Consider the following 25,505-nt stretch of genomic DNA (forward strand, 5'->3'; position numbering starts at 1 on the left):
GGAGTGCCCACTGCTCACCACGTCCGTCCGCAGGCGGCCGGGATGGCCCCGCCCGTGTGCGGACGGGGCCATCGGAGACCGTCATGGACGATCTACCGGGACAGCATCCTGCTGGACACCGCTTCCGGTACCGGGGCGTAGCCGGTGGCCCGGGTGGTGAAGGTTCCCCGGCCCTGGGTACGGCTGCGCAGGCGGGTCGCATAGCCGAACAACTCGGCCAGCGGCACGGTCGCGGTGATCACCGCTGTGCCGGCCCGTGCGTTCGAGCCCGAGACCCGGCCGCGTCGGGCCGCCAGGTCGCCGAGCACCCCACCCACGGCGTCGTCGGGCACGGTGACCGTGACCTCAACCACCGGTTCCAGGAGGGCCATCGCGCTGGCGCGCAGAGCCTCCCGAAGACCGAACCGGCCTGCTGTCCGGAACGCCATCTCCGAGGAATCCTTGGAATGGGTGGCTCCGTCGGTCAGTGTGACCCGGAGTCCGATCACCGGGTGGCCGCCGAGGGGGCCCTCGGCCAGTGCATCCCGGCAACCGGCCTCCACCGCGCGGATGTACTCCTGCGGAACCCGCCCACCGGCGACGGTCGACCGGAACACGAAGTCCCGTGCGCTGCCGTCGGTGGTGCCTCCGATGCTGCCTCCGGTGTCGCCCGCGGCGGCGGCGTCGGCGGCAGTCTCCAGCGCCTCTACGTCGAGGACGACATGGGCGAACTGACCGGCGCCGCCGTCCTGCTTGACGTGCCGGTACACCAGCCCGGACACCCCGCGGGCGACCGTCTCACGGTAGGCCACCTGCGGTCGGCCGACGCCGACATCCAGCCCTTGCGCGCGACGGATCTTCTCCACCGCAACCTCCAGATGCAGCTCGCCCATACCCGACAGCACTGTCTGACCGGTCTCGGGGTCGGTCCGGACGGCCAGTGAAGGGTCCTCCTCGACCAGTCGTGCCAGTGCCGACGTCAGCCGATCGACGTCGAGGCGGCTGCGGGCCTCGACGGCTACGGAGACGACCGGATCGGCCACGGTGGGCGGTTCGAGCACCAGTGGCGCTGCGGCTGTGCACAACGTGGCACCGGCGCGGACGGCCTTCAGTCCGATCACGGCGACGATGTCCCCGGCCACCGCCCGGTCCACCTCCGCGTGCCGGTCGGCCTGTACCCGCAGGATCCGGCCGATCCGCTCGGTCCGGTGCGCGCCCACGTCCAGCACTGTGTCTCCCTTCCGGATCGTTCCTGAGTACACACGCAGGTAGGTCATCCGCCCCGTGGCGGTCGAGTTCACCTTGAAGACCAGCGCGGCGAACGGCGCCCCCGGGTCGGCGACCCGCTCCTGCTCCGTGCCGCCCAGGGTGCCTCGTACCGCCGGCACGTCCAGGGGCGACGGGAGGTACGCAGCGACGGCCTCCAGGAGCGGCTCGATCCCGCAGTTGCGGTAGGCAGATCCGCACAGCACCACCACGCCCTCACCGCTGCAGGTCAGGTCGCGCAGTGCGGCAGCCAGAGTCCGTGCGGAGAGAGTCGACTCTGCACAGAACTCCTCCAACGCGACCGGGTGGAGTTCCGCCACCGCCTCCTCGAGCAGTCGGCGGCGCCGGTGCGCCTCTTCCCGCAGGGCGTCGGGCACCGCGCCCTCCTCGAACGTGTCACTGCCCGCGCGCCAGACCATCGAGCGCATACGCAGCAGATCCACCACTCCGGTGAACCCGTCCTCCTGCCCGATCGGCAGCTGGACCACCAGCGGAACCGTGTGCAGCCGCTCCCGGATCGACTCGACCGCCGTGTCGAGGTCGGCACCGGCGCGGTCCAGCTTGTTGACGAAGGCGATCCGCGGCACACCGTGCCGGTCGGCCTGCCGCCACACCGACTCGCTCTGCGGTTCGACCCCGGCGACGGCGTCGAACACCGCGATCGCGCCGTCGAGCACCCGCAACGAGCGCTCGACCTCGTCGGAGAAGTCGACGTGGCCCGGTGTGTCGATCAGATTGATCCGGTGACCGTCCCAGACGCAGCTCACCGCCGCGGCGAAGATGGTGATCCCACGATCGCGCTCCTGTGAGTCGAAGTCGGTGACGGTCGTCCCGTCGTGGACCTCGCCCCGCTTGTGCGTGGCGCCGGTGACGTACAGGATCCGTTCGGTGATGGTGGTCTTGCCGGCGTCAACGTGGGCGAGGATGCCCAGATTTCGGACGCTGGTCAGTGGACTGATGCGATTGCGTTGCAGGTCGGTACGCACGGCCCGAGGCCTTTCAGGGTGATCGAGAACAGGGCAGCGCGATTCCCGGACGAACGGCCTGGATCAAGTCGGCAGAATCCCCTGATGCAGCGCGACCGCATCGGGATGTACCCGGCCGGTCGGCTCAACGGCCGGACAGCGGCCGGCTCAGCGGCCGGCTCGGCGGCCGGACAGCAGCTGGCTCAGCGGCCGGACAGCGGTCAGACAGGGAGTCAGATGTTCGTCTCGGACGTCCGGTGGCGGCCGCGCAGCCGGCACCGGGCACACGAAGACATCAGGATCACGTCGTACCGTGACCGGGGAACAACGACGGTGGTGCGGTAACACACGGTCGGCTCCCCTCAGTCGTCGAAACGCGCGCTGCGAGTCGTTGTGGCGCGCGAGGCGAGTTTAGTGAGCCCGGCTGGGCGCCGGCACCGGATTATTCGTCCCCCAGGGTCTGGTCGGGAGTCGTGGGCGTGCGTCGGTGGCTGGGTGTGGGGGTGGTGCGTCACCGTGTGCTCCGGGACGGGCGCAGTGGGACAAGGGGCCCTTCCGGTAATCTGAACGGGAGGCGGACACGATGACGTACCCCAGTTCCGATCCCACTCCGGACGACCTGGTCAGGGCTGCCCGTGCCGCTGGTGTGACCGACGAACGCCTCCTTCACGCCCTGCGGGTCACCCCGCGCGCCGCATTCGTTCCCGCGTCCCACAGGGCATCGGCGTACGTGGACGTTCCTGTTCCCATCGGGCACGCTCAGGTGACGACGCAGCCCTCGCTGGTGGCCATGATGATCGACGCGCTCGGCCTCACCGGAAGCGAGCGTGTCCTGGAGATCGGTACCGGCCACGGCTTCCCGACAGCCCTCCTCGCCCGGCTGGCCACGTACGTCGTAAGCGTGGAACGGTGGCCGGACCTGGCGCAGGAGGCCCGGGGCAATCTCCTCCGTGAGGGCGTGGAGAACGTCGAGATCGTCGTCGGCGACGGGACGCATGGTGTGCCCGAACTCGCCCCGTACGATGCCGTCATCGTCTGTGCCGCCTTCCCGCAGGTGCCACCGCCGCTGATCGCCCAGCTGCGTATCGGTGGCCGTCTGGTCCAGCCGATCGGGCCGGGCGGCCAGGAGGAGGTCGAGGTGTACGAGCGGAAGGCCCACGGTCTGATGCGCTCCGGAGTCGTTGTGGCGGCACACTTCGTCCGGCTGTACGGGGCCTACGGATATCCCCCGACGGCCCCGTTCGGGGAATCCGGCCGACATGGGTGACGCCCTGGCGGTCCTCGGCATCGACGCGTGCCCGGGCGGATGGGTGGCGGTCGAACTTCGTGCTGGTCGGTTCGCGGGCGCCCGCGTCGGCACCTGCCTGCGGTCGCTGCTCCGCGAGGCCGGGAATGACGCCGACGGGGTCGTGGCCGTGGACATGCCGCTGGGACTGCTCGACGCGGGGTGGCGGCGCGCGGACACGGAGGCGGCGGCGCTGCTCGGCCGGCAGAGGGGCAGTGTCTTCCGGGTGCCGCCGCATGCGGTGTGGCAGGAGGAGGACTACGCGGCCGCGAACCGCCGGTGCCGGGAGCTCACCGGGGCCGGACTGAGCCGCCAGAGCTGGGGGCTCGCCGCCAAGCTGCGGGAGGCGAACAACTGCCTGGCCGATTCCGGGGGCGATCGTCTCTTCGAGGTGCACCCGGAGGTGTCGTTCCGGGCGCTGGCGCAGGGGACAGCGCTCCCCCACCGCAAGAAGAGCTGGGCGGGACAGATGACCCGGCGCTCGCTTCTCGCAGCGGCCGGGATCGTCCTTCCCGACGATCTCCGGGACGCGGGACGCGTGCCCCCGGACGATGTGCTGGACGCGGCGGCCGCAGCCTGGAGCGCGCACCGCATCGCCCAGGGCCGCGCGCAATGCCTCCCGGACCCGCCGCAGCACGACCGCCGGGGCCGGCCGATCGCCATCTGGTACTGACACTGCCGGATGCATGCCACTGCCAGATGCATGCCGGGGTGGACGCCCGTGCGGCGCTACTTCAGGAAGTAGAGGTTGCCCTTCTCGATCATGTGGTTCGCGTAGATCCGGCCCAGGGTGGGGTTGTCCCGGTAGAAGCCCACGTGACCGTTCGACATGTCCACGACGACTGGCCGCGCGAAACACGCGAACCGATTGCGCTGCTGCTCCTGTGCCCACGCCATGGCCGCGGGGTCGACCCGCTCGCTCACCAGGACCGGGAAGGCACCCACGCCGGTCTGCAGCCCCACCGGCAGGCCGCCCTTGTTCTTGCGGGCGTAGTCGAGGACCTGCCAGGTGAAGGCCTCAATGGCCGGCACGGTGATCTCGGGCACGGCCGCGACCGCAGTGAACAGGTGCAGCTTGGTTGCCGCCCACTTCATGCGGAAGTCTGCGCGTCGGCCGATGAGGACGGGGGTGCCTCCCCAGTGCTCCCAGCGCGGGGTGCACCCGTCGGTCGTCAGCCGGTGCTCGACGAATCGCAGGTAGTTCTGTACCGGTGTTGCTTCGTTCATGGGCAGATCATCGCTCAGGGCGGTTTCCCCGGCCCCACCGGGCCCTGGTCCTCACCGCCACGGCGCGGGCGTCGGCCACGGAGCCCGGCCACAGAGACCGGCCACAGAGACCGGCCAGAAAGACCGGCCAGAAAGACTCGCCGCGCGGGTGCGGGAGACCAGCTCTCTCCATGTCCCCGCGGCGGCGCGACCGCAGGGATTCGGACGTCCGCCGTTCGGCCACGGACCGCACGATCCGCCGGTCCGGCATACACTCGGCAGCCGCTTCCGATCCAACGACGGAGCGGAACCGATGGGAGAGGACTGATTGACCGTGTGGCAGGAAGCGCCGATCTACGACCGGCTCGTCACGGAGCTCGGGGACGTTCCCGCGCAAGTGCGCAGCGAAGCCGAGCGCACTGTTCGAGAGCTGGAGCGTGTGATCCGGCCGAGCACGCCCATGGGCGGCGGGTTCCCTCCGGCGGTGCGGTCGTTCGCCCCCGGACAGTGATCGGACAGTTCCCCTGAGCCGACAGTCGTGCCGCCCGCGGAAGATGTGACGTCGCGGGCCGTCGTTGGCACTCGCTCACGTGGGCGGGCCCGCAGCACCATGTGCGACGGGCCCGTCTCTTCGTGGCCGAGGCGGGATTTGAACCCGCGACCTCTGGGTTATGAGCCCAGCGAGCTACCGACCTGCTCCACCCGGCGGCCTCGACTCCAGGACGGGGCGACCACGCCGAGCGAGTGACTTTTTACGGCGGATCACCAAGCGGCGTTGGCGAACCGGCCGTCTCGGCCGGCCCCGGATGCCAGTGCTCGTGAAGCACCGCTGATCCGACGCCGAGCTGTCGCCCGTTCGCCGGCTCGGCCCCTGCCACGGTTCCCCGACCGGAAAGCTCAAATGTTGCTCTGAACTCCCGCAAGGGAGGGTTGTGTGCTTCCTCACAGGCGAAACCGTCAACAGCGGGGTGCACGAAGGGGGACCGGCATGAGGAAGGTGTTCCGGCGGACAGCGGCTGCGGAGGTGCCACGGGCCCTGGACGCGTATGACGTCGCGTTCCTGGCGGGCGGGGCGCAGCGGGTGGCGGACAGCGTGGTGATCGCACTGAGCGAGCGCGGGCTGCTGGTGCTGATCGGTACACGGGTGCGTGCCGTGGGCCAGGAGCAGCCCCAGCACCCGGTCGAGCGCGTCGCGTTCGCATCGTGTCCGCGCAGCAGAAGCGTGGTCCATGTGCGCACGGCCGTGCAACGCTCCCCGGAGGTCGAGGAGATCGGCCGGGGACTGGCGGCACGGGGCCTGGTGACCGGGACGCGCCACCGGCGGACCAGGGCGGGCAGGCGACAGGTGAAGGCGGCTCAACGGGACCAGAGCCTGCCGGCATACGTCTTTGCCGGACCGGCTGTCCTCCCGGACGGGCGGGTCCGCCGCGGCATCATGGGCGCGCAGCCGCTACCGTCCGGTTTGGGCCGACTCCTGGCCCGCATGGGCAGGGCCGTGGACCTCGACTACGACCCCGGCTCGGACAGCGGTTCGGACAGCGGCTCTGACGGTGGCTTCAGCTGCGGCGGCTCGGACAGCGGTTACGGCTGCGGCGGAGGAGGAGGCGGCGGCTCCAGTTGTGGCGGCGGGGGCGGCAGCAATTGATGTTTCGCACCGCAACTTCCCGTGCCCGTCGCCTCATCGGCGCCGAGCGAGGGCCGCACCATCGAGCAGTGCCGCGGTCAATCAGTTGGCTTCTCCCACACCGAGACGTGCCGGCGGCTCTCGCTCGTGAAAGGCGCCCCCGTCCATCCGTCCCACCGCTCGCGCAGCCGCAGCCCGGCCAGCTGGGCCATCAGGTCGAGTTCCGCCGGCCACACGTACCGGAATGGAATCGACCTGTACTCACCGCGGCCGTCGACGACCTCGACGTAGTTCGAGCTCATCGCCTGCGTGGCGACGTCGTAGGCGTCGAAAGCCCACCGCGTCGGGCTGACATGGAACGGCACAACGTTCTGACCAGCAGGGAGTCTTCGCAACTCGGGAATCATGACCTCGACGACGAAACAGCCTCCAGGGTCGAGGTGAGCCGCGACGTTGCGGAAGCAGGCCACCTGCGCCGCCTGTGTCGTCAGATTCATGATCGTGTTGAAGACCAGGTATGCGACGGAGAACGTCCCGTCCACCCTCGTCGTCGAGAAGTCGCCGATCGTCACGCCGATCGCGTCACCGCCCGGCTTGGCACGCAGCCGGGCAACCATCGCCCGTGACATATCGATGCCGTGGACCGGGACTCCATGGCGTGCCAGCGGCAACGCGATGCGTCCTGTCCCAACACCCAGCTCAAGAGCCCGGCCACCACCGGCCAGTCCCGCCAGGACACCGACAGCCGGGTCTACGACGCGCGGCTCGAACATGTCCGCTGACGACTCGTCGTACGTCGCCGCGACACTCGCTCCGAAGTAGCCGTCCCCATCACCCATCGCACGACCGTACTGCGAAGGACCGCTGCAGTGCCCGCAACTTTCGCGGGTCACTGCAGCCGGCCATCGCGCCGACCTCACGGTCCTCGCCGGCAATCCGCTCACCACCTCCGCCACCGACCTGCCCGATCTGCCCGTGCTGCTCACGGTCCTCGACGGCCGCCCCACCCACCGCGACGCGAGCCTGTGACGCATCCCTTCGGTGTGCCTCCGGCGTCAGGAACGGTTGTCAGTGGCGGCGTATAGCGTGCGCGGACCAACTGGCCTGACGGGATGGGGAATGCACGCATGGAGTTCCGGATCGAGAGAGGCGCTCTCGCAGAGGCAGTGGCATGGGCGGCCCGTTCGCTGCCCGCACGTTCGCCTGTGCCCGTACTGGGCGGCCTGCTCCTGACCGCCGAAGAGCGGCGGCTTCGTATCTCGGGCTTCGACTACGAGGTGTCCGCGAACATCGAGGTACCGGCGGAGACGGCGGAGTCCGGCCAGGTACTCGTGCTGGGGCGCAGGCTGCTCGACATTTGCCGGGTGCTGCCCGATACGACAGTGGCATGCTCGTTGGAAGGCGCGCGGTTCACGATCGAAGGCGGCGGCACGCGCTTCGGGCTGTCGACGCTGCCCAGGGAGGAGTATCCGAAGCTGCCCGAACTCCCGGCTCTTCGCGGCACGGTGGATTCGGCAGCGCTCGCGGCGGCGGTTGCCCAGGTGGTGATCGCTGCGGGCCGTGACGACTCCCTTCCGGTGCTCACGGGAGTCGGGGTCCGGCTGGACGGCGATTCGATGACTCTGGCCGCGTCGGACCGCTATCGGTATGCCGTGCGTTCGGTGCCGTGGAAGCCTGAGGGGGCGGGTTCCGAGATCGTGGAGGTGGTGGTGCCAGGGCGCAGGCTGACCGAGGTCTCCCGCTCGCTGGCGAAGTCCGGACCGATCCGTATCGGGCTGAACGCCTCAAGTGATGCGGGGGGCTCGGGGGGCTCGGGTGGTGGCTTGATCGCTTTCGAGGGAGCCGGTATGCACACGACACTGCGGTTGCTGGAAGGGCGACTGCCTCGTTACGACAAGCTGTTCACACTGGACAGCCCGGCAGTCGCCGTCACCCAGCGGGAGCCTCTCGCCGACGCGGTCCGACGTGTCGCGGTCGTCGCGGAACCGAACAGCCCGATCCGGCTCGACTTCTCCGCCCAGGGGACGGTCCTCCTCCAGGCAGGGTACGAGGACGACATCGCTTCGCAGCAGCTCACAGCCACCTTGACAGGTGCCGATGACATGGCGGTCGCCTTCAATCCGGCGTACCTGCTGGAAGCCCTCAACTCCTTCAGCGCCTCTCAGGTGTGCTTCGAACTGTTGGGCCCGGGGCAGCGGGCACTGCTCAGCGGCGTACCGGGTGCGGATGAGGCAACACGCGAAGATCATCAGCATCTGCTGATGTCGGTGCGACAGCTGAGCTGACTGACCGGACGGGTTGCCACAGCCGTGTCCGTCTCTCGCGGCTGTTGGTTCTCTTGCACCCCACCGGTGGCAGGCGCAGGTTCGTGCAGCCGTGCCGGTCGGCCGGCCGACCGCCCGGCCGACCGGCCGACCGGCACCGCGAACGCCGGGAAGGCGGGCAGTCGCAGACGGTCTCCATGGCCTCCTCGGGAACGACCCTCAGGGCAGCGGCACACCGCGCGCCGTCAGCCAGAGGTCGTACCACTCCTCGTGTGAGAGGTCCGGCTCCCGCTGAGCCGCGTCGCGGCAGGCGCGGATGCGATCGGTGTGGATGCTGCCGATGACCGGGGCGATGCGGGCGGGGTGGCGCCGCAGCCACCACAGCAGGACGGATTCCGGAGTGGTGTTCTTCTTCTCCGCCAACGACGCGATCAGCTCCGCGGTGGCCCGCTCCTGCGGCGTCTCCTCGCGGCCCGTGAAGCGGCCCTGGGCCAGCGCGCCCCACGCCTGGAGTTCGATGCCGTTCGCGCGGCAGTATTCGAGGGTACCCAGCGGGAAGCCGTTGGCCGCCGCCGCGGGGGTGTTCACCAAGACGCCCGCTTCGAGCCAGTCGCGGCGCTGGAGGCTCATCTCCAGCTGGTTGGCGACCAGGGGCACGTCGAGGCGGGCCAGCAGCGGCGCGATCTGCTCGCCCGCCATGTTCGAGACGCCGAAGCGCCGCACCAGCCCCTGCCGGTGCAGGGACGTCAGTGCCTCGGCCACGTCGTCGGGGTCGGCGAGCGGGTCCGGCCGGTGCAGGAGGAGCACGTCGATGACGTCGGTGCGCAGCCGGGTCAGGCTCTCCTCCACCCGACGTGCGATGGTGTGCCCGCGCAGGTCGTAGATGCCGGGACGCTCGCCGTCGGGGAGGCGGATACCGCACTTGGTCTGCAGGACGATGCGTTCTCGCAGCCCCGGTGTGCGGGCCAGGATCTCGCCGAAGACCGCCTCGGCCTTGCCATGGCGGTAGATGTCGGCGTGGTCGAACGTGGTGACACCGATCTCCAGGGCCGCGGCGACCGCCGCCTCGGCCGCGGCGATGTCCGCAGCCCCGTACGGACCGGGCTCCCAGGTCCCGCCCAGTCCCATGCACCCGTACACCAGGTGTCCGCCACTCGTGCCCTTGCTCGTCGTCACGGCGTCACCCTACGGGGGCCGCGACCGGTGCCCGTGTGCAGGGTGGCGGCCGGGCAGGATACGACAGTGCCCCGCCGTTACCCCGAGGGGGCGGCGGGGCCTGGTGTGTCGAGCCGTGGCCGGCCTTGTGCGCGGGTCAGCCGAGAGCGGGCGCGCCCTGCTCCGCCGGCGCAGCTTCGGCGCCGACCGTGCGCAGGGCCGGCAGGCGCTGCGCCAGAGCGCCGAAGACGACCCCGAAGACCGTCCACAGCGCGACTTGGACAGCGACCGCCGCAACCCTGAACTCCCACAACAGGGCTGCGGGGAAACCGGCCTTGACCGCGTCGTCGTTCGCAGGCAGGAACACGAACGCGACAGCCATGACGGCGATGAAGCCCGCACCGGCGACCAGCGTCGCGTTCCAGTTGCCCAGACGCGGTGCCAGCCGCCGCCCGGCGATGACCGCTGCGATGCCGAGCAGCACACTGAGCAGGATCATCAGGAAGAACAGCGTGGTGCGCTTCCCGATCGTGTCCGGGTTGCCGACCGCCGGCGGGGTGGCCGGGTATTTCAGGAACGGCACCAGATAGACGGTGGTGAAGGCTGCCGCCGCCAGGAGCGCCGCGGTCGCCCGTGGGCTGAACCGGCCCACACGTCCCAGAAGGAAGGAGAACGCCAGGGAGGCGATGCCGCCCAGCGCGACCCCGTACACGAGAACGCCGGTGGCGAGACCGGCGGTCGATTGCAGGGAGCGGCTGACCAGTTCCTCTTCCTCCTCGGCCGCTTCCCCGGGTGCGGCGCCGCCGTGCCCGGCATGAGCCTCCTGGGCGGCCTGGGCCTCCTCCACCGCGATCGAGCCGTCCACGGCGGGCTCACCCACCACATAGGCCACGGCGAAGGCGAAGAGTCCGGCGATCAGGCCCGCGAGCATGCCACGGACCAGCAGACCTCTGACAGTTGAGGCGTACACGTGCGTCGCCTCTCAGTGGCAGGGGAAGCCGAGCAGATGACGTCCGTCGTGCACCCACTCGTGTACGTCGGCACCGGCGAACACGGACGTGGCGCCCTGTTCGGCACCGACGAAGTACAGCGCGATCAGCGCCAGAAGGCCGACGAACACCGCCCAGGGCAGAACCGCACGCACGGGCAGAGGAGCCGGCACAGGAACGGAAGGGGTGGATACGGCAGCGGAGACGAGGGCCTCGGCCATGATGGAACCTCCTCGGGAACACGCGTCCCATACGGTGGTGCAGGACGACGGCCCACGGGTCTGACTCGCCGCGGCGCAACCCCTTCCGGGATACCGCTGCGGCATACAGTGGCGCGACCGTGCCGGATTCTCACCGGACTTCCGTCTCGCCGTCGTCACGTTGTTGAAATGTCGACGCGACCGTACCGCGCGACGGACTTCCAGCCAAGAGCGTGAGTCCCGTATCACTCCCGCACGCCCCCCATCGATAGGGTGCGCCTGACAACTACCGAGCGGCGGGACACCGAAGGAACCGATGACAGTACGTGTCACTCTGATCTCCCCCGCGACGAGCGAAGCACTGCGGGACGTCCGGTTCGACGACGACAGCTCTCTCGACCCGGCGGGAATCGCGCGCGCCGAGGCCGCCGCGGGCGCACTCGCCCCGGCCACTCACGCCTACATGTCGCCGTCCCTGCGCTGCCGCCGGACCGCCCAGGCCCTCGGGCTCGACGCCGAACCGCTGACCGACCTCGCCGCCTGCGCCATGGGGCGCTGGCGAGGACAGACGCTGGACGCCGTCGCGGCCGCCGAAGAGGAAGCCGTGGCCCTTTGGCTGGGCGACCCGACCTCCGCGCCCCATGGCGGCGAATCACTGCGGGACGTACGCATCCGGGTCGGCGCATGGCTCGACACCCTGCACAGCCGGGCCGGGCGCATCGTCACCGTCGCGGAACCGGACGTGATCCGCGCCGCCGTGATCCACGCCCTGTCGGCACCCGACCAGACATTCTGGCGGCTGGACGTCCGCCCCCTCACAGCCACCGAACTCAGCGGCCGGGCCCAGCGGTGGAATGTCCGAAGCGGCTTTCCCCTGGAGGCGCAGGCAGGCGACCTATGAGGTCGGGCGGCGCACTCCGGGGCGGTGTCCCGGCACGTCACACCCCGACGGTGGTGTCGCACCGAACTCTGCAGCGGCACGCTGGAGCCATGGGCGCTGCCCCCGGTCAGCCCTGAAGTCACCAGTCCTTCCCACCGGAAGCAGCAACCACCCATGGATGACGACGCTTGGCGGAGCCGACAAAGAGAGAGCGGGGAGCAGGGAGCGGGCGCGCTCCGTGCCCCCCGCCCGCCGGGGCCTACACCGCTGGTCCGCTGCGGCGCTTGAACCGGACGACCGCACCGGCGCCGAGCACCACGACGGCTGCGATCGCGCCGATCACCACGCCGCTGCTGCCGCTGTCGCTCTTCTCGGCGGCAGTCCGCTCAGAGGTGGCCCTGCTCGCCGGCGCCGGTGCGGCCACCGGTGGCGGCGCGGAGGCTGAGCTGTCCTCCGGAGTGGGAGCCGGGCTCGGCGCGATGGGCTTGGCTCCGGGAGCGGCCGGTTTCAGTTCCAGCATCGGAGCCGGGTTCTCCGCCTCAGCGCCGCCGCTGGGCACCTCGATCCAGCGCGCGACCTTGCCGTCGCCGTACGTCTCGAGGGTCTTGAAGACCAGAGACTTCGCATCCGGCAGCTGGCGGACGACGATCCTGTACTCCGCGTCCACGCCGGTCTTCAGCGCGGCGCCGCCCACGGTGTAGCCGTCGGCGGTCGGGGTGAACGTCCAGCCCTTGGGCACGTCCTTCATCACCACGGCGGACGGTGCGATGCCCTCCGGCAGGACGACTCGCAGCTCCTTGATGCCGGCGGTGTCCGACTCGGCCTCGGAGGTGAAGGTCAGGGTGACGTTCTCGGCGAGCGCACGGGCGTCAGAGGCGGTCACTTCGGCGTGCGCGGCAGCGGTGGTGGCTCCGGCGACGACAGCGATCAGCGCGGTGAGTGAAGCGGTGGTCAGACGAAGGGTGTTGAGAGACAGTCGTGTTCTGTTCATGGTGGTGTGACTCGTTTCGGTGCAGCGCGGAGCGGTCGAGTACCGACACGGTCCGCTGACGACAGGACGAGGGATGCGGAACGCACCCTCGGCGGACCCCTGCGCACCAGAACATGAACGAGTCGAGCCTGTACGGGGAGAAAGTCACGGGCGCCGAGCGGCACCCCGTCGGTGCACGGCCTGGGCACCGCAGGCCGCAAGCGCCGTCGTCCGGTCCCAACGGCGAGTGATACGGCGGCCGACCGTGCCAGCCGGCTCAGGATGACCGGCAACGCGGACAGGCGGGCGTCGGCACGGTGCATCAGAGCCGCGACGGTCACAGCGGCCAGAACATGCACGAGCAGCATCAACGACGGGCCGTGGTGGGCGGCATTTTCCGTGTCGGCTGCCAGGTGGACCTCATGGCTGCCCTGAGACGTCGCCGGCACCGACAACCCGCGATGCAGCACCGCCTGGGCGGCCGGCGTCGCGATCACCACGGACGGAAGCGCGCGGTTTCGCCGTGCACCGACGAGAGCGGCGAGAAAGACGGCCGCCGTCGCCCCTGACAGACGCGTCCAGGGCACGGGATCCTCGGAAGCCAGATGGTGGCCGGCCGTGGCCAGGGCCCCACTGATCACCGCGAACAGTCCAGCCCGCAGGAACCGCCCGCACAGTCCTTCAGGCGGTGCGGCGCAGCTCACGGAACCCTTGGTCGCGATCATGCCGTGCTCATCATCCATGCGTCGGCCCTGAAGCACTGTCACAAGCCTCCGATACGTATCTCGCGCGCCGGTTGCTCGGACTGCCCGACCTGGCGAGAGCTTCCCGCTCACTGACCGGGAGGCGGGCGGAGTGCCGCATACGTGCCCGCGCAGGCGGCGACCACGATCACACAGCCGGCGAACACCAGCCCCGCCCCGCGCAACCCGAGCCACATGGCCATGGCGCCCACACCCACCACCGGCAGGGAGATACCGGCGTAGGCGACGACGAAGAACGCCGAGATGGTCCCGCCTCGGTGCCGTTCCGGGGCCACGCCGCTGACGAGGCTCAGCGCGCCGCGGAAGGCAAGGCCCTGCCCCGTGCCTCCGAACAGGGCACCCATGACGAGCAGGGGCAGCGACTGAGCGATCAGCGACGAGGCCACCAGCATGAGTCCGACGACCAGAACGCCGCAGCCGACGGGGAGCGCACGGCGTGCACCGATCTTCCCCGTCAGTGACTGTCCGATCGTCGAGGCGAGGAACACGGAGAAGACGACGGCCCCCGTGACCGCCAGATTGTGGACGTCCAGGGTCATCGCGACAAAGCTCGGCGCCACCGCGGTGAAGAGGCCCAGCAGTGCGAAACCGGCGAACGCCGCCACCGACGAGGGCACGAACACGCCCTTCACCTCGGGCGGCACGGATACGCCTTGTGGGCTCAACGGCGGCCATCGCTGCGGGTCCTGGACGGTCTCGGGCAGCAGCCAGGTCGTCACAGAGGCCACCGCCACCAGGGCCAGGTGGACCCAGAACGTCAGCATCAGAGGCCAGGGCGCGTACTGCGCGAGCAGCCCCGACAGCAGTGGCCCGCAACCCAGTCCGCCCATGTTCGCGGCGGTGGCCGCGAATCCGGCGCGCGCCTTCTTCCCCGGCCCGGCGAGCTCGATGACGGCCGCCGTCGCCGCACCGCTCAGCAACCCTGCAGCGAAACCCGACAACAGCCGTCCCGCGAAGAGCAGCGGCAGACCGCTCTCCAGGAGGAAGCAGCACGCGCTCGCGGCCGAGAAGCCCATGGCCGCCAGCAGGACGGGCCTGCGGCCCACCGCGTCGGAGTAGTTCCCTGCCACCAGAAGGGCTGTGATGACCGCGATCGCGTACACGGCGAAGATGACCGTCACCATCAGCTCCGAGAAGCCGATCTTCTCCTGGTAGAGGCCGTACAGGGGGGTGGGCAGCGTCGTCCCGGCCATGCCGACGGCGAACACCGCGGCCGCCGCCCGGTACCCGAGCTTCCCTCCCCCGCCTGCCCTTACTCGGTCTCCCGCGCCCGTACCGACCCTGCGAACGATCACGCCCGCACGATACGAGTGACGATCCGTGGGCGGCGCCCGGCGCGACGCAGCACGGCGCCATCGTGCACGTACGGACGCACGCGCCGGTGTGCCACGCGGCTCGGCGCCGAAGCGGGCACGGTCCCCACTTCAGCGAGTCGCCACGGAACGCACCTTCCCCGCGCCGATCATCGCCAGACCGTGGATCGCCGCCGGGGACAACATCGAGTCCTCCAGCCCGGTCAACGGTATCCAAGCGGCAACGGAGGTCGAGTCGTCAGCCATGGTGACCGTCAGAGGGCCGGGTGTGAACTCGACGGCGTAGAAGAGTCCCACCAGATGCCAGTTCACCCCGAGCCGGTAAGCCGTACAGGCCCGCGCGTCCACGAGGCAGGCGTCGAGAAGCTCAGGACCGGTGCCTCGCGGGGTTGCTCACCCGGTCGATGCCCCCGCCGGGCAGGGCACAACTCTGGCGCAGAAACTGGCGATGCGTCAGAAAGCCTCGGTCAACAACAACCGGTCTTCTGCGGTGGCGATCACGTACGCCGAAACGCGCGAACGTGCAGGCCACACTGGTCGGCCCGCGGGAACCCTGCCGCCGCGACCTCAGCAACCCTCGCCTGCGCCTGCGCCCCGTCCGGGCCGTCGCGGCCCGATGGGGCTTCACGGACCCGGCCCACTTCAGCCGTGCCTTTCAACGCCGCCTACGGCATGCCCCCAGGGATTTCCGCCACCACGCCCTCCACCGCAACTGCAGTAATCGGCAAGCGCCTCGCAGAGATAGCCAAGGTGCGCCACAGGGTGGTTGGGGTCAGCCTCCGGTCTCCGTCGGGGCCGGCGTCGGCAGGTCCGTGGAGGGCTCGGCGGGCAAGACCGTCGTTGTGTAGTCGGACCAGATCTGCGCCGGGAAGACACTTCCCCGCACTGAGTCGTCGCCGCCCGTGCCGCCCATGGGCAGCAGAGGTTTGCCGGGCTGGGACCGGAACATCGTCACCGCTGTCGACAGCTTCTGCGTGTAGCCCGCGAACCACGCGGCCCGCTGTGTGTCGTTGCGGCCGGTGGAGGCCGCCGCGAAGCGGCCCACCTTCCTCGCCGCCGGTGCGGCCGGGGTGTTTATTGCCGCGTCCTGGAGGACGGAGGTGATATCGAGCGCCACCGCCGGGTCCATGACACGCCGCGCCGGCGGCCGCTCAAGTCCGCTGACCGGCTCGTTGCCCCGCAGCACTTTGGTCACCGAGTACGGCTCGTGGCGTACCCCGTCGCCGGCGAACGTCGCGTACGAGCCGGCCACCCGAATCGCGCTCGGCGAGGAGGTACCGAGGGGGAACTCCTTGTTGCGGGGGGCCATGCTGCTCTTGAGCATTCCGGCTGCCACGGCCATGTTCTCGACCCGCTGCAGACCCGTGTCCGCGCCCAGCTGCAGGAACGGCGTGTTGGCGGAGGTCACCATCGCCCCGCGCAAGGTGGTGTAGCGGGCGGACGAGGCCAGGGGGGACACGAAGTTGTCCGGTCCGCGCACCGGTGGCAGCCCTGTGGACAGTGTGCCGGTCTCGTCGTAGAAGCTCTCGGTGGTCACGATCTGTGCGGAGCCGTCCTCGGCCACAACACCGTTCTGGAGCGCGGCGGCGAGGACGAACGGCTTGAAGACCGAACCCGCGGGGACACCCGAGGTGTCGGCATTGTTGGTGAAGTGCCGGGTCGCGTCGGCGCCCCCGTAGATCGCGACGATGGCCCCGTCGTCCGGCCGCACGGACGCCGCGCCGACCTCGACGTGCCGGTCCTCCTTGCGGGTCTTCGGGTCGATGTGCTGGGCGAGGACACCCTTGACGGAACGTTCGAGCTGGGCCACCGCGTCCTTGTCGAACGTGGTGTGGATCTGGTAGCCGCCTCGGTCGAGGTCGGCGTCGGTGAGGCTGGACTGCTTCTTGACGTACCGCTTGGCAAGGTCGACGAGGTAGCCGGTCTGGCCGCTCAGATTCGTGGACATGGACTGTTTGCGGGGCTCGGGGAACGACGTGTACTTCGCGCGCTCCTGCTCCTTCATCATGCCCAGGTCGACCTGGCGGTCCAGAATCCAGGACCAGCGCTCGACCGCACGTTTCCGGTTGCCCGCCCCGAGCGCGGGATCGTATTCGTTGCCGCCCTTCAGCAGTGCGGCGAGAAAGGCGCCCTGGCTGGGATTCAGCTTGTCGACGCCGACTCCGTAATAGGCGTTGGACGCGGCTTGGATGCCGTAGGCGCCGCGGCCGAACCAACTGGTGTTGAGGTAGCCCTGGAGGATCTCGTCCTTCGACTTCTGGCTGTCCATCTTCAGCGCGATGCAGAACTCCTGCACCTTGCGGGAGAGTGTCTGCTCCTGAGTCAGATACGTGTTCTTCACATACTGCTGGGTGATGGTGGAGCCGCCCTGGGTCTCCTGGCCCCGGGCCATGTTGGCGACGGCACGGCCGAGACCCGTGAACGAGACACCGGAGTCGGTGTAGAAGCCGGCGTTCTCGGCCGCTATCGCGGCATTGCGGACCGGGACGGGCACCGTGGACAAGGGCACGTTCTGCCGGTTCACGGCGCCCACACTCACCATCTGACTGCCGTCGGACCAGTAGTAGACATTGGCCTCCTGGCTCGCCGCGGCCCGCTCGCTGGGAATGTCGACATAGGCGTAGACGAGGGCGAACAGCCCCAGCAGAGCGCCGAAGACAGTCACGAAGGTGCCGAGCAGCAGCCGCCACGACGGGAGCCAGCGGCGGACCCCGCGTCTGCCACGCCGGGGGTAGTCGATCAGACGCGGGCGCTTGCTGCCTCGCCTGCGGCGTGAACGGGATGGAGGCTTCTCTTCGCTCATGGTGCGGCTGCTCCTCGGTCATGCCCCGCGCGCACCATCGGCGCGACGCGGATCTCTCCGAGCAATACGCGCTGCGGCTCCGCCGCGTTGTCTCACTTCTGTGTGAAAGAAAGCACGCCGCCGACAGGGAACCCGACAGCGGCGATTCGCCTCTCACCGCTACGGACTCACCAACGCGCCACAACCCCCACCCCTCCCGACCCATCGACCGATCGGCCCATCGCCCCGTCGGCCCACCGACACACTGCGTCCATGGACCGGGCCGGCCGTGTCAGCAATCAGGGTCCCTACCGATGTACAGCTCGGCAAAAGCCTCCGCAGCGGCGGGCGATTCGAAGAGCCGCCGCAGCCGGGCCGTCGCACAACCCGCCCGGAAGGGATCGCCCGACGAGGGCCCGTGCAGCACTTCCGAGAGCCATTGCGAGAACTCCTGGTACTGCCATGCCTGCCGCAGGCAGGCCGCCGAGTAGCCGCGCAGGCCACTGTCGTCGCCGTCACGAAGGGAGGCGACGAGTGCGTCGCCGAGCAGCATCGCGTCGTGCAGTGCGAGGTTCATGCCTTTCGCGGCGATCGGCGCGGAGAGGTGGGCGGCGTCGCCCGCCAGGCAGAGCCGTCCGTAGGCCATGGGCTCCACGACGTAGTTGTGCATGTCCAGCACTCGTCTCTCGATCAGCCGGCCCTCGGTGAGCGGCGGCGCCCCGTCCGCCGCCAGCCGGACGCGGAGTTCGGCCCACACCCGCTCGTGCGGCCAGTTCTCCGGGTCGTCGCCGGGCGGGCACTCGAGGTAGTAGCGGGTGATCTGCGGGCTTCGGGCCATGTGGCCGGCGAAGCCGCGTGGATGGACACCGAAGACGACGCAGTCACTGGACGGCGGCGCCTCGGCGAGGAGAGCCAGCCAGCCGACTCCGTAGTCATGCCGGGCGAGGGTCGTGTGCTGCGGCGGCAGGCAGGTGCGCGTCACCCCGCGTGCGCCGTCACAGCCCGCGACGACATCGCAGTCGATCGACACTCGCTCGCCCGACTCCGGGTCGGTGTACGACACCGAGGGCCGACCCGTATCGATGGCGTGCGGCTCCACATCGCGTACGCCGAAGCGGACGTCGCCGCCCGCGTCGTCCGCGTATGCCCGGACCAGATCCTTCACCAGCAGCGGCTGTGGATAGACGAAGTGATGGCGCCCCGACAGCTCGGCGTACCCGAACCGATGGCGCTCGCCCATGAACCGGACTTCGAACTCGCTGTGCGTCTGGGCGTGTTCCAGCAACCGGTCGGCGAGGCCACGCCGTTCAAGGGCACGCACCGCCCACTCCTCGATGAAGCCCGCTCGGGGCCGCTGCTCGATGAAGTCTCTGCTCTCCGTCTCCAGCAGCACACAGTCCACGGACGCGGCACGCAGAATGTTGGCGACTGTGAGACCGGCGGGGCCCGCACCCACGACGACCACGCGGGTGCGCTGCTTCGAGACCGAGGTGGAGTGTGAGGAGGCGTCAGTCATCCGGGCATTATGACGGCGCTCCATCAGCAGATGGGTCGGCTTCCCGTGGGTCCGCTTCCCGTGGTCACGGTCAATTGACCGCCGCTGATCGCGTAGCTCGCATTCGCATGCACGGGCCGTACGTGTACGCGCTGATGTCGGTGCCCGGGCCGGGCTCCTGCTACATGCGTGTGCGGAAACCCGGCCTGGCAAAGGAGCGGTGGTGGTGCGATGTCAGGCCGTGCGCACCCTGACCGTGTGGGTGGCGCCGTAACTGCCGCTGAGATCGCCGAAGGTGACGGTGAGGGCGGAACCGGTCCCGGTCGCGGTCACGGAAGGCGCCGTGGAGAGCACCGATGCGACCCGGCGCTTCCAGGTGAGGCTGAGACCCTGGACGCTGCGCGAGGGGTCCGCGACCGAGATGGTCGCCGTGCCATCGCGCCGTTCACGGATCTGCACGCTCACGGGTGCGCTCGCCGTGACCTTGCCGACCGTGCCGGCACTCCAGAAGTTGATGCCGGTGAAGCCACGCGAAGGGACGCGGACTCCCTGCTGGTCGGCGTCGTTGACGAGGATCTGCAGCCAGTCGCCGTCCATGGCCCGTGCCATGGTGTGCTGCTCGCTCGCACCGGGCATCAGGATGTATGCGTACGAGGCTCCCTGCGGGTCCGTGCCGTGGTCCTGCCAGAGCGTCAGATAGCGGCGCGTGAACCGCTGGGGTGAGCTGCCGGCGTTGATGTCCTTCCAGGCGCCGGTGCGCTCCTCGCGCAGGGCGGTGACGTCGGCGCCACCGGGGAGGACATAGCCGGCATGGCCGGCGATGTGCGCCCAGCGGGTGTGCGTCCGGGTGGCCGTCCAGCCCTGGGTTCCGGGCTGGCGGATGCCGTCGATGCTCAGGGCGGCGGTCCCCAGGGCGCCCAGGTTGCGGTTGTCGACGACGGTCTCGACGCCGACGCCGTCCGCGGAGGTGATGCCCGCGCCCAGGCAGACTATGGAGTCGTCGAGGAAGAACCACGACTTCTTGGCCTGCATGGTGCTGGTGACGCCCTGCAGATGCTGGCCGGCGGTTCCGTACTCGCAGGGCCGTAGTAGTCGCGCCGCAGCCAGCCCTTGACCATGGCCCTCCAGCGCGCTTCCTCCGCCGGGCTGGCCCCCTGGCCGAGGAGAACTATGGAGGCCATCACTCCATGGGCGCGGGTGTGGTCGTCCTGGGCGAGCCGGAAGGGGTCGGACGCGGTCAGCCCGCGGCTGATGCCCCGGCGGGAGACGTTGTCCATCATCAGCCCGTTGTAGATGAAGGGCGCGATCGCCTTCTCATGGTGTCGAGGAAGAGCTGGCTGCCCGGATCGTCGACCTGCCGGTCGGAACCGCGCAGCAGCGCGAACAGCCGGCCCAGACCGTCGTTGAGCACCGCGCCGTAGCCGCCGATGTAGGGGATGTTCGTGTGCTGGATGAACGAGCCGTCGGAGTAGAAGCCGTCGCCGGTGGTGACGTACGGGAAGACGGGCGACAGCGCGTCCCGGCCGACGACGACCTTCGCCGCGTTGTCGCCGACGATGCCGCGCAGAATGAGCACCCGGCACAGGTCGACGCGGTTGGCTCCGGTGCTGGTGCCGGTGTACTTCGCCACCGCCGAATCGGGTACGTACGCGTCCACGGCGGCGCCGTAGGTGGCGAGTTGTTCCGGGGTCAGGTGATCGTGGAGCAGGACCACCGCCCCGCCGGCCTGGAGCACCTCGATCCGAACAGTCGAGGTCGATCCGAACGGTCGACGCCGCAACGGGCGCTCGACTGCTCACGATCGGTCCCCAGGGGCGGGGCGGAGCGGGGGCTGCGCTACCGGGTCGGGGCTGGTGGAGGTACAGAGTCCGGCCGGTGCGCGCAGCAGCCTTATGCCGCTTTCGGGCTGGGGCTGGTGATCCAGCGCAGGATCGTCGCGATCGTCGTGTCGTCGAGCGCGCTCAGGACTTTGATGGCGTCGAGGTCGCCGGGGAGCGGCGCGACTCCTGTCCGCGTCAGGGCGACGTGCAGATCCAGGCGGCGCCGGTCGGGCGCTGCCAGCGCGAGGGGCACTCGCCTGCTCGGGTCGGGCGGCGGCAGAAGCTCGTCCTCGCCCGTCGCCACCGCGCTGTGAAGCCAGTCGCCGTCGCAGTCGCGCGTGCCGGGGAATCGGTAGGGATCCATCCCGGTCTCCGGCATCGCCGACGGCATCGCGAGAAGGGGCTCAGCATTCATGGAAGCCTCCCAGGTTGTGTCACTGACACCACACAAGGCGCACTGGAGCCCCGGCTGGTTGCACCCCGGAACACGCCTCACCCGAACACCGTAAAAGGCATGTCGTCACACCATCCCCGCGGCGCCCCGGACGGTCCACGGAAACGAGACACACCCCGAGCGAGGGCCACGAGGGCAGGACAACGGGTTCCTCGTACCAGCGGTGTTCAGCGCGTCGCCCGAATGGCGGAGCCTCCGGAGACCTCGGAGCAGGAAGAGATCCGGAGTGTCGCACGTGTACGAGATCTTCGGTCACTCGGTGCACCTGGTGGCGGACCTCTCGGGCATCTTCATCTTCGCCGTCACCGGGGCGCTGGTGGCTGTCCGGATGAGATTCGACGTCTTCGGCATCATGGCCCTCGCCGAGATCACCGCACTGGGCGGCGGGGTGTTCCGCGACCTCGTCATCGGCGATGTCCCTCCTGCGGCTTTCCGGGACATGGGCTACTTCATCACGCCGATCATCGCGGGCACCGTGGTCTTCTTCCTGCATCCGGTGGTCAACCGCATCAGTGGAGCGGTCCAGGTCGTCGACGCGGCGGGGCTCGGCCTGTTCACCGTCTCGGGGACGGTGAAGGCGGCTGTGTGGGGCATCGAACCGTTCCATGCCGCGGCCATCGGGATCGCGACCGCGGTCGGTGGCGGAGTGCTCCGGGATCTCCTCGCGATGGAGATCCCTTCGCTGCTGCGCCGCGACCGCGAGATGTACGCGCTGCCGGCCGTCCTCGGGGCGGGCACCGTGGCGGTGCTGCTCGAGTTCGGTCTGCTGGGTCCGATCAGCAGCGGCGCCGCCATGCTGGCCACTTTCGTCCTGCGGTTGCTGGCGCTGCGGTACGGCTGGCGCGGCCCACTGGCCCGGAAGAGCGGGGAACCTGCCGCGCCAGGTGAGGTCCCGCAGCAGGTCGGCTGAGGCAGGCGGCGAGCGCCGGCAGCGCGCTGAGCAGGATGAGCGCGGCCAGGGTCAGGAAACTGACCTCAAGGGCGGTGACGAACGCATCGTCGGCGGCGGCGCGGACCCGGTCCTGCGAGGTGCCGGGCAGCCGGGCGAGCAGATCGGACGGTGCCTGCTCCCGTGACAGTGCGTCATCGAGGGCGCCATGCTCCTCCGGGGTGAAGTCGGCACCGGAACGCTTCAGCAGTTCGTTCCGTTCCCGCCATTCGGCAGTGGTGAACAGCGCGTTCATCAGCGCGAGCCCGATCGTCGCACCGATCTGGCGGCTCTGGACCGACAGGCTCGCCCCGACTCCTCGCGCGGATTCGGGCAGAGCGTCGATGATCAGTGCGGTGGCCGATGGGTAGACCAGTGGTGGTGCCAGGCCGAAGACCAACAGGGCCGGGACGAGCAGGGCGCCCTGGTGCATCGACACGCCGTGGGCGAGCCACAGCAGGCACCCGCCCAGCAGGGCCAGGCCGGTGACGAGCAGCCACGTGCCGTATCCGCGGTCGGTGAGCCGTCCGACGACCGGCGAGAGGGCGATGGTGCCCAGGCTGGTGGTGATGAGCAGCAGGCCTGTCCGCAGGACCCCCAGGTCGAGGACGTGCTGCAGGTACAGCGTCACGTAGATGACGAGAGCGAGCGATGCGCACTGGATGAGTGCCAGGGCGGCCATCGGGACAGAAACTGCCCTGCTGCGCAGCGGCCTGAGGTCCAGTAGCGGGTCGGCGGCCCGGCGCTCCACCGCGACGAAGGCGGTGAGCAGCACGAGGCCTGCGGCCAGTGGGAGCAGGGTGCCGGGTACGGCCAAGCCCCAGTCCGAGGACCGCTCGCAGGCGAAGGCCATAAGAGTGAGGCCGGAGGCGATGAGTGCGCAGCCGGCCACGTCCATCGTCGCCCCGGCGGGCCCGTGGGTCTCGGCCAGATACCGGAGGCTGAGGACAACGACCAGAGCGGTTGCCGGGACGGTGGCGGCGAAGGCCCACCGCCAGCTCGCGTACTCCACCAGCAGGGCGATTCCCAGCGGCACCGCGATGCCGAAGCACGTGGTGACGGCGGTCTGCACACCGATCGCCCATCCGTGTCTGTGCTCGGGCAGTGCGGCCGTAAGGTTCGCCAGCGCGAGCGGCACGGCCAGCGCGATGCCCAGGCCCTGTACGCCGCGGGCCGCCACGAGGAAGGTTCCGCCCGGGGCGATCGCGCACAGCGCCGAGCCCGCCCCGAAGCAGATCATGCCCAGGAGGAATACCCGGCGGCGCCCCACGACATCACCCAGCCGGCCGCTGACCACCGCCACGGCGCAGAGGGGCAGCAGCGCCGCGACGATCACCCAGTGCAGTGTGGAGCTGTCGATGCCGAAGTCCCGCTGGATGGCGGGGAGCGCGACGATGATGCTGGTCAGGCTGGAGAACAGCAACGCGTTCGCGGTCACGGTGGCGACCATGGCCGCGCGCTGCCGGGACGTCAGTTCCCCGAGGTTGCCCATGTCGTCCCACTGTCCCGCGGCCCGCGCCGACCGGCACCCGGCCGCGGGCCACACGCGTGACGGCGTGTACGAGCGACACGGCTATCAGGCCAAACCAGTCAGGCTGACCAGTATGGACCGGCTGGACCGACTGGACCGGCATGGAGAGCGGCATGGGACTGAAGGGTGCCGGATCAGATTTCCGACATCACGCGTTCAATTTCAGTACCCCGATTCGCACATGTCTGGCGCAATGAGACCTGCGCTCGTAGCTCCAGCCCTGTTCGCCGTCATTCGTGGCGAACCAGCCACGCATCCGGCATTTCGTTGATGTTTGACTTTGTTCGGGGAAGCCTGAAGGATCATTCTCCCTCAGATGGGATCGGATTCTCGAGGATCAGCGGATGACAGCAGAAACATGTCCCCAGACTCGGTTTTCCCCTGAACGGACAACGGCACGCACGCTGGGTGTACGCGTTGCACGCTCCTACCGGCAGGCGGAGGCAGCGCTCATCGCTTTTGTTTCCTGCAAGATGGTTGCGATCGCCTGGATTTCACTAAAGTCCCACGATCCTCATAAGAGTCTGAGTTCGCTCCTCGGCTACGTCTGGGATGCCCAGTGGTACCTCGGCATCGCCAAACACGGTTACGGGCACGCCGACCTCATTCCCGGTTACGGAGGCGGTCCTCTCGGCCGACTGCAGGACCTGGCCTTCTTTCCGCTCTACCCAGGCGTGGTCCACGCGGTCGACGCGCTGCTGCCCCTCGGAGTGGTAGGCGCCGGGCTGCTGGTCACCTGGGTCTCCTCGTGCATCGCCGCCTGGGGGATTCATGCCCTGGCCGCACATCTGTACAACCGGGATGCCGCACTGATTCTCGTGACCTTGTGGGCACTGTTGCCGCAAGCCTTCGTGCAGTTGATGGCCTATCCCGAGGCCCTGTTCACGGCGTTGTGCGCCTGGTCGTTGTACGCCCTGGTGCGCGAGCGGCCGCTGACCGCCGCGGCGCTGGCAGTAGCAGCGGGCCTCACCCGGCCGCTGGGGGTCGCCATGGTCGCCGCCGTCGTGATCACTGCAGCGCTGGCCGCCCCCCGCAACCGGCGCACTTATGCCACCATTGCCCTCGCCCCACTGGGCTGGCTCGGCTACCTGATCTGGGTGGGCGCCCGCACCGGCCACGCACTCGGATACTTCCAGGTGCAGAAGGACTGGAAGACCCACTTCGACTTCGGGAGCTCGACGTTCCAGGCGGTGACGAGCGTCGTCGACGGGACCTGGTCGGCACCCATCCTGACCGTATCCGTCATTGTCGTCGCAGCCTGCGTTGTCCTGCTCGCCCTCCTCCTCCGCTCCCGGCCGCCGCTGTCCCTGGTGATCTACACCCTGGCCACCGCCGTCATCGCCATGGGCACCAGCGGGTTCATCCAGTGCAAGCCACGCTTCCTGCTGCCGGCCTTCACTCTCCTGATCCCCCTCGCCACCACCTTGGCCAAGGCCAGACCCGCGGCCATGGCAATCGCGCTGGCTCTGCTGGCCGCCGCGTCCTTCGAGTACGGCGCCTACATCGTCACCGGCGGATACACGCCCTGATCGAAACCGGCCAGCCGGCACCCCGGGCGCCACGTGGGCGAACAGACCAGTGAGAACACTCTCTCCAGCACCCTCGTGCCGTGCTCTCGAACCACGCGGTAGCGGG

General features: G+C 69.6%; 20 protein-coding genes, 1 tRNA gene and 2 pseudogenes. 8 read left to right on the forward strand and 15 right to left on the reverse strand.

Features of this window, described 5'->3' with window-relative positions:
* Positions 1–92: 92 nt before the first annotated feature.
* Positions 93–2,231, reverse strand: coding sequence for an elongation factor G (gene fusA / locus ACZ6ZQ_RS29880; protein ID WP_469771627.1), 2,139 nt, complete (start codon positions 2,229–2,231; stop codon positions 93–95).
* A 562-nt stretch (positions 2,232–2,793) separates the two neighbouring features.
* Here fusA and ACZ6ZQ_RS29885 point away from each other — a divergent pair.
* Together ACZ6ZQ_RS29885 and ACZ6ZQ_RS29890 are read left to right on the forward strand one after the other, a co-directional pair.
* A complete protein-coding gene (locus tag ACZ6ZQ_RS29885; protein WP_469771628.1) occupies positions 2,794–3,477 on the forward strand; it encodes a protein-L-isoaspartate(D-aspartate) O-methyltransferase in 684 nt (227 codons plus the stop codon).
* Entirely contained in the window at positions 3,470–4,168 is a 699-nt protein-coding gene (locus ACZ6ZQ_RS29890; protein WP_469771629.1) for a DUF429 domain-containing protein, read from the forward strand. The genes ACZ6ZQ_RS29885 and ACZ6ZQ_RS29890 overlap by 8 nt, the downstream gene beginning before the upstream one ends.
* A 56-nt stretch (positions 4,169–4,224) precedes the next feature.
* Here ACZ6ZQ_RS29890 and ACZ6ZQ_RS29895 read toward each other — a convergent pair whose 3' ends face one another.
* Complete coding sequence (locus tag ACZ6ZQ_RS29895; protein ID WP_469771630.1) at positions 4,225–4,722, reverse strand: levansucrase; 498 nt, start codon at positions 4,720–4,722, stop codon at positions 4,225–4,227.
* A gap of 307 nt (positions 4,723–5,029) precedes the next feature.
* Here ACZ6ZQ_RS29895 and ACZ6ZQ_RS29900 point away from each other — a divergent pair, with 307 nt between their 5' ends.
* Complete coding sequence (locus ACZ6ZQ_RS29900; RefSeq protein WP_469771687.1) at positions 5,030–5,212, forward strand: hypothetical protein; 183 nt, start codon at positions 5,030–5,032, stop codon at positions 5,210–5,212.
* 123 nt (positions 5,213–5,335) lie between these two features.
* Here the strand turns inward: ACZ6ZQ_RS29900 and ACZ6ZQ_RS29905 are convergent.
* A tRNA-Met gene (locus ACZ6ZQ_RS29905) sits at positions 5,336–5,409 on the reverse strand.
* A 280-nt stretch (positions 5,410–5,689) separates the two neighbouring features.
* Between ACZ6ZQ_RS29905 and ACZ6ZQ_RS29910 the strand changes: the two genes are divergently transcribed.
* Positions 5,690–6,346: a TIGR04222 domain-containing membrane protein gene (locus ACZ6ZQ_RS29910; protein WP_469771631.1), complete on the forward strand. Its 657-nt coding sequence runs from the start codon at positions 5,690–5,692 to the stop codon at positions 6,344–6,346.
* A gap of 77 nt (positions 6,347–6,423) precedes the next feature.
* On the opposite strand, the gene ACZ6ZQ_RS29915 is transcribed toward ACZ6ZQ_RS29910, so the two are convergent.
* On the reverse strand, positions 6,424–7,164 hold the full coding sequence (locus ACZ6ZQ_RS29915) for a class I SAM-dependent DNA methyltransferase (protein ID WP_469771632.1): 741 nt from the start codon (positions 7,162–7,164) through the stop codon (positions 6,424–6,426).
* A gap of 288 nt (positions 7,165–7,452) precedes the next feature.
* Here ACZ6ZQ_RS29915 and dnaN point away from each other — a divergent pair, with 288 nt between their 5' ends.
* Entirely contained in the window at positions 7,453–8,610 is a 1,158-nt protein-coding gene (gene dnaN / locus ACZ6ZQ_RS29920) for a DNA polymerase III subunit beta (RefSeq protein WP_469771633.1), read from the forward strand.
* Positions 8,611–8,808: 198 nt separating this feature from the next.
* Here the strand turns inward: dnaN and ACZ6ZQ_RS29925 are convergent, their stop codons facing one another.
* The 3 genes from ACZ6ZQ_RS29925 to ACZ6ZQ_RS29935 form a co-directional block, all read right to left on the reverse strand.
* Complete coding sequence (locus ACZ6ZQ_RS29925) at positions 8,809–9,765, reverse strand: aldo/keto reductase (protein WP_469771634.1); 957 nt, start codon at positions 9,763–9,765, stop codon at positions 8,809–8,811.
* A 136-nt stretch (positions 9,766–9,901) separates the two neighbouring features.
* Positions 9,902–10,714: a CbtA family protein gene (locus ACZ6ZQ_RS29930; protein ID WP_469771635.1), complete on the reverse strand. Its 813-nt coding sequence runs from the start codon at positions 10,712–10,714 to the stop codon at positions 9,902–9,904.
* A gap of 12 nt (positions 10,715–10,726) precedes the next feature.
* Positions 10,727–10,954 carry a CbtB domain-containing protein gene (locus ACZ6ZQ_RS29935; protein ID WP_469771636.1) on the reverse strand — a complete coding sequence of 76 codons (228 nt, stop codon included), beginning with the start codon at positions 10,952–10,954 and terminating at the stop codon, positions 10,727–10,729.
* 295 nt (positions 10,955–11,249) lie between these two features.
* Here ACZ6ZQ_RS29935 and ACZ6ZQ_RS29940 point away from each other — a divergent pair, with 295 nt between their 5' ends.
* The gene (locus ACZ6ZQ_RS29940) at positions 11,250–11,834 is read left to right on the forward strand and encodes a histidine phosphatase family protein (protein WP_469771637.1); all 585 of its coding nucleotides are present in this window, start codon (positions 11,250–11,252) and stop codon (positions 11,832–11,834) included.
* A 238-nt stretch (positions 11,835–12,072) separates the two neighbouring features.
* Here the strand turns inward: ACZ6ZQ_RS29940 and ACZ6ZQ_RS29945 are convergent, their stop codons facing one another.
* The 7 genes and pseudogenes from ACZ6ZQ_RS29945 to ACZ6ZQ_RS29975 all read right to left on the reverse strand — a co-directional run bounded on the left by ACZ6ZQ_RS29945 (position 12,073) and on the right by ACZ6ZQ_RS29975 (position 21,372).
* Entirely contained in the window at positions 12,073–12,804 is a 732-nt protein-coding gene (locus ACZ6ZQ_RS29945; RefSeq protein WP_469771638.1) for a DUF1775 domain-containing protein, read from the reverse strand.
* 811 nt (positions 12,805–13,615) lie between these two features.
* The gene (locus ACZ6ZQ_RS29950) at positions 13,616–14,842 is read right to left on the reverse strand and encodes an MFS transporter (protein ID WP_469771639.1); all 1,227 of its coding nucleotides are present in this window, start codon (positions 14,840–14,842) and stop codon (positions 13,616–13,618) included.
* A gap of 129 nt (positions 14,843–14,971) precedes the next feature.
* Positions 14,972–15,172: a hypothetical protein gene (locus ACZ6ZQ_RS29955; RefSeq protein ID WP_469771640.1), complete on the reverse strand. Its 201-nt coding sequence runs from the start codon at positions 15,170–15,172 to the stop codon at positions 14,972–14,974.
* Positions 15,173–15,632: 460 nt separating this feature from the next.
* Entirely contained in the window at positions 15,633–17,663 is a 2,031-nt protein-coding gene (locus ACZ6ZQ_RS29960) for a transglycosylase domain-containing protein (protein WP_469771641.1), read from the reverse strand.
* A gap of 271 nt (positions 17,664–17,934) precedes the next feature.
* Complete coding sequence (locus tag ACZ6ZQ_RS29965) at positions 17,935–19,158, reverse strand: 4-hydroxybenzoate 3-monooxygenase (protein ID WP_469771642.1); 1,224 nt, start codon at positions 19,156–19,158, stop codon at positions 17,935–17,937.
* Between the two features lie 213 nt (positions 19,159–19,371).
* Positions 19,372–20,848 (reverse strand): annotated as a pseudogene (locus tag ACZ6ZQ_RS29970) (polysaccharide lyase family 8 super-sandwich domain-containing protein); the annotation flags it as partial.
* A 179-nt stretch (positions 20,849–21,027) separates the two neighbouring features.
* The gene (locus ACZ6ZQ_RS29975) at positions 21,028–21,372 is read right to left on the reverse strand and encodes a hypothetical protein (protein WP_469771643.1); all 345 of its coding nucleotides are present in this window, start codon (positions 21,370–21,372) and stop codon (positions 21,028–21,030) included.
* Positions 21,373–21,637: 265 nt separating this feature from the next.
* Between ACZ6ZQ_RS29975 and ACZ6ZQ_RS29980 the strand changes: the two genes are divergently transcribed.
* Entirely contained in the window at positions 21,638–22,321 is a 684-nt protein-coding gene (locus tag ACZ6ZQ_RS29980) for a trimeric intracellular cation channel family protein (RefSeq protein WP_469771644.1), read from the forward strand.
* Between the two features lie 295 nt (positions 22,322–22,616).
* On the opposite strand, the pseudogene ACZ6ZQ_RS29985 reads toward ACZ6ZQ_RS29980, so the two are convergent.
* Positions 22,617–23,831 (reverse strand): annotated as a pseudogene (locus ACZ6ZQ_RS29985) (MFS transporter); the annotation flags it as partial.
* 512 nt (positions 23,832–24,343) lie between these two features.
* On the opposite strand from ACZ6ZQ_RS29985, the gene ACZ6ZQ_RS29990 reads away from it, so the two are divergent.
* Positions 24,344–25,399 carry a hypothetical protein gene (locus ACZ6ZQ_RS29990; RefSeq protein ID WP_469771645.1) on the forward strand — a complete coding sequence of 352 codons (1,056 nt, stop codon included), beginning with the start codon at positions 24,344–24,346 and terminating at the stop codon, positions 25,397–25,399.
* The last annotated feature ends 106 nt before the right edge of the window (positions 25,400–25,505 follow it).

The sequence above is a fragment of the Streptomyces sp. NPDC053673 genome, from assembly GCF_055585225.1.

What these genes read in the sequence shown, in the direction of transcription:
- ACZ6ZQ_RS29885 (WP_469771628.1), top strand. Translation starts at nt 2,794, where the DNA reads ATGACGTACCCCAGTTCCGATCCCACTCCGGACGACCTGGTCAGGGCT.
- ACZ6ZQ_RS29890 (WP_469771629.1), top strand. Translation starts at nt 3,470, where the DNA reads ATGGGTGACGCCCTGGCGGTCCTCGGCATCGACGCGTGCCCGGGCGGA.
- ACZ6ZQ_RS29895 (WP_469771630.1), bottom strand. Translation starts at nt 4,722, where the DNA reads ATGAACGAAGCAACACCGGTACAGAACTACCTGCGATTCGTCGAGCAC.
- ACZ6ZQ_RS29910 (WP_469771631.1), top strand. Translation starts at nt 5,690, where the DNA reads ATGAGGAAGGTGTTCCGGCGGACAGCGGCTGCGGAGGTGCCACGGGCC.
- ACZ6ZQ_RS29915 (WP_469771632.1), bottom strand. Translation starts at nt 7,164, where the DNA reads ATGGGTGATGGGGACGGCTACTTCGGAGCGAGTGTCGCGGCGACGTAC.
- dnaN (WP_469771633.1), top strand. Translation starts at nt 7,453, where the DNA reads ATGGAGTTCCGGATCGAGAGAGGCGCTCTCGCAGAGGCAGTGGCATGG.
- ACZ6ZQ_RS29935 (WP_469771636.1), bottom strand. Translation starts at nt 10,954, where the DNA reads ATGGCCGAGGCCCTCGTCTCCGCTGCCGTATCCACCCCTTCCGTTCCT.
- ACZ6ZQ_RS29940 (WP_469771637.1), top strand. Translation starts at nt 11,250, where the DNA reads ATGACAGTACGTGTCACTCTGATCTCCCCCGCGACGAGCGAAGCACTG.
- ACZ6ZQ_RS29945 (WP_469771638.1), bottom strand. Translation starts at nt 12,804, where the DNA reads ATGAACAGAACACGACTGTCTCTCAACACCCTTCGTCTGACCACCGCT.
- ACZ6ZQ_RS29960 (WP_469771641.1), bottom strand. Translation starts at nt 17,663, where the DNA reads ATGAGCGAAGAGAAGCCTCCATCCCGTTCACGCCGCAGGCGAGGCAGC.
- ACZ6ZQ_RS29965 (WP_469771642.1), bottom strand. Translation starts at nt 19,158, where the DNA reads ATGACTGACGCCTCCTCACACTCCACCTCGGTCTCGAAGCAGCGCACC.
- ACZ6ZQ_RS29975 (WP_469771643.1), bottom strand. Translation starts at nt 21,372, where the DNA reads ATGAATGCTGAGCCCCTTCTCGCGATGCCGTCGGCGATGCCGGAGACC.
- ACZ6ZQ_RS29990 (WP_469771645.1), top strand. Translation starts at nt 24,344, where the DNA reads ATGGTTGCGATCGCCTGGATTTCACTAAAGTCCCACGATCCTCATAAG.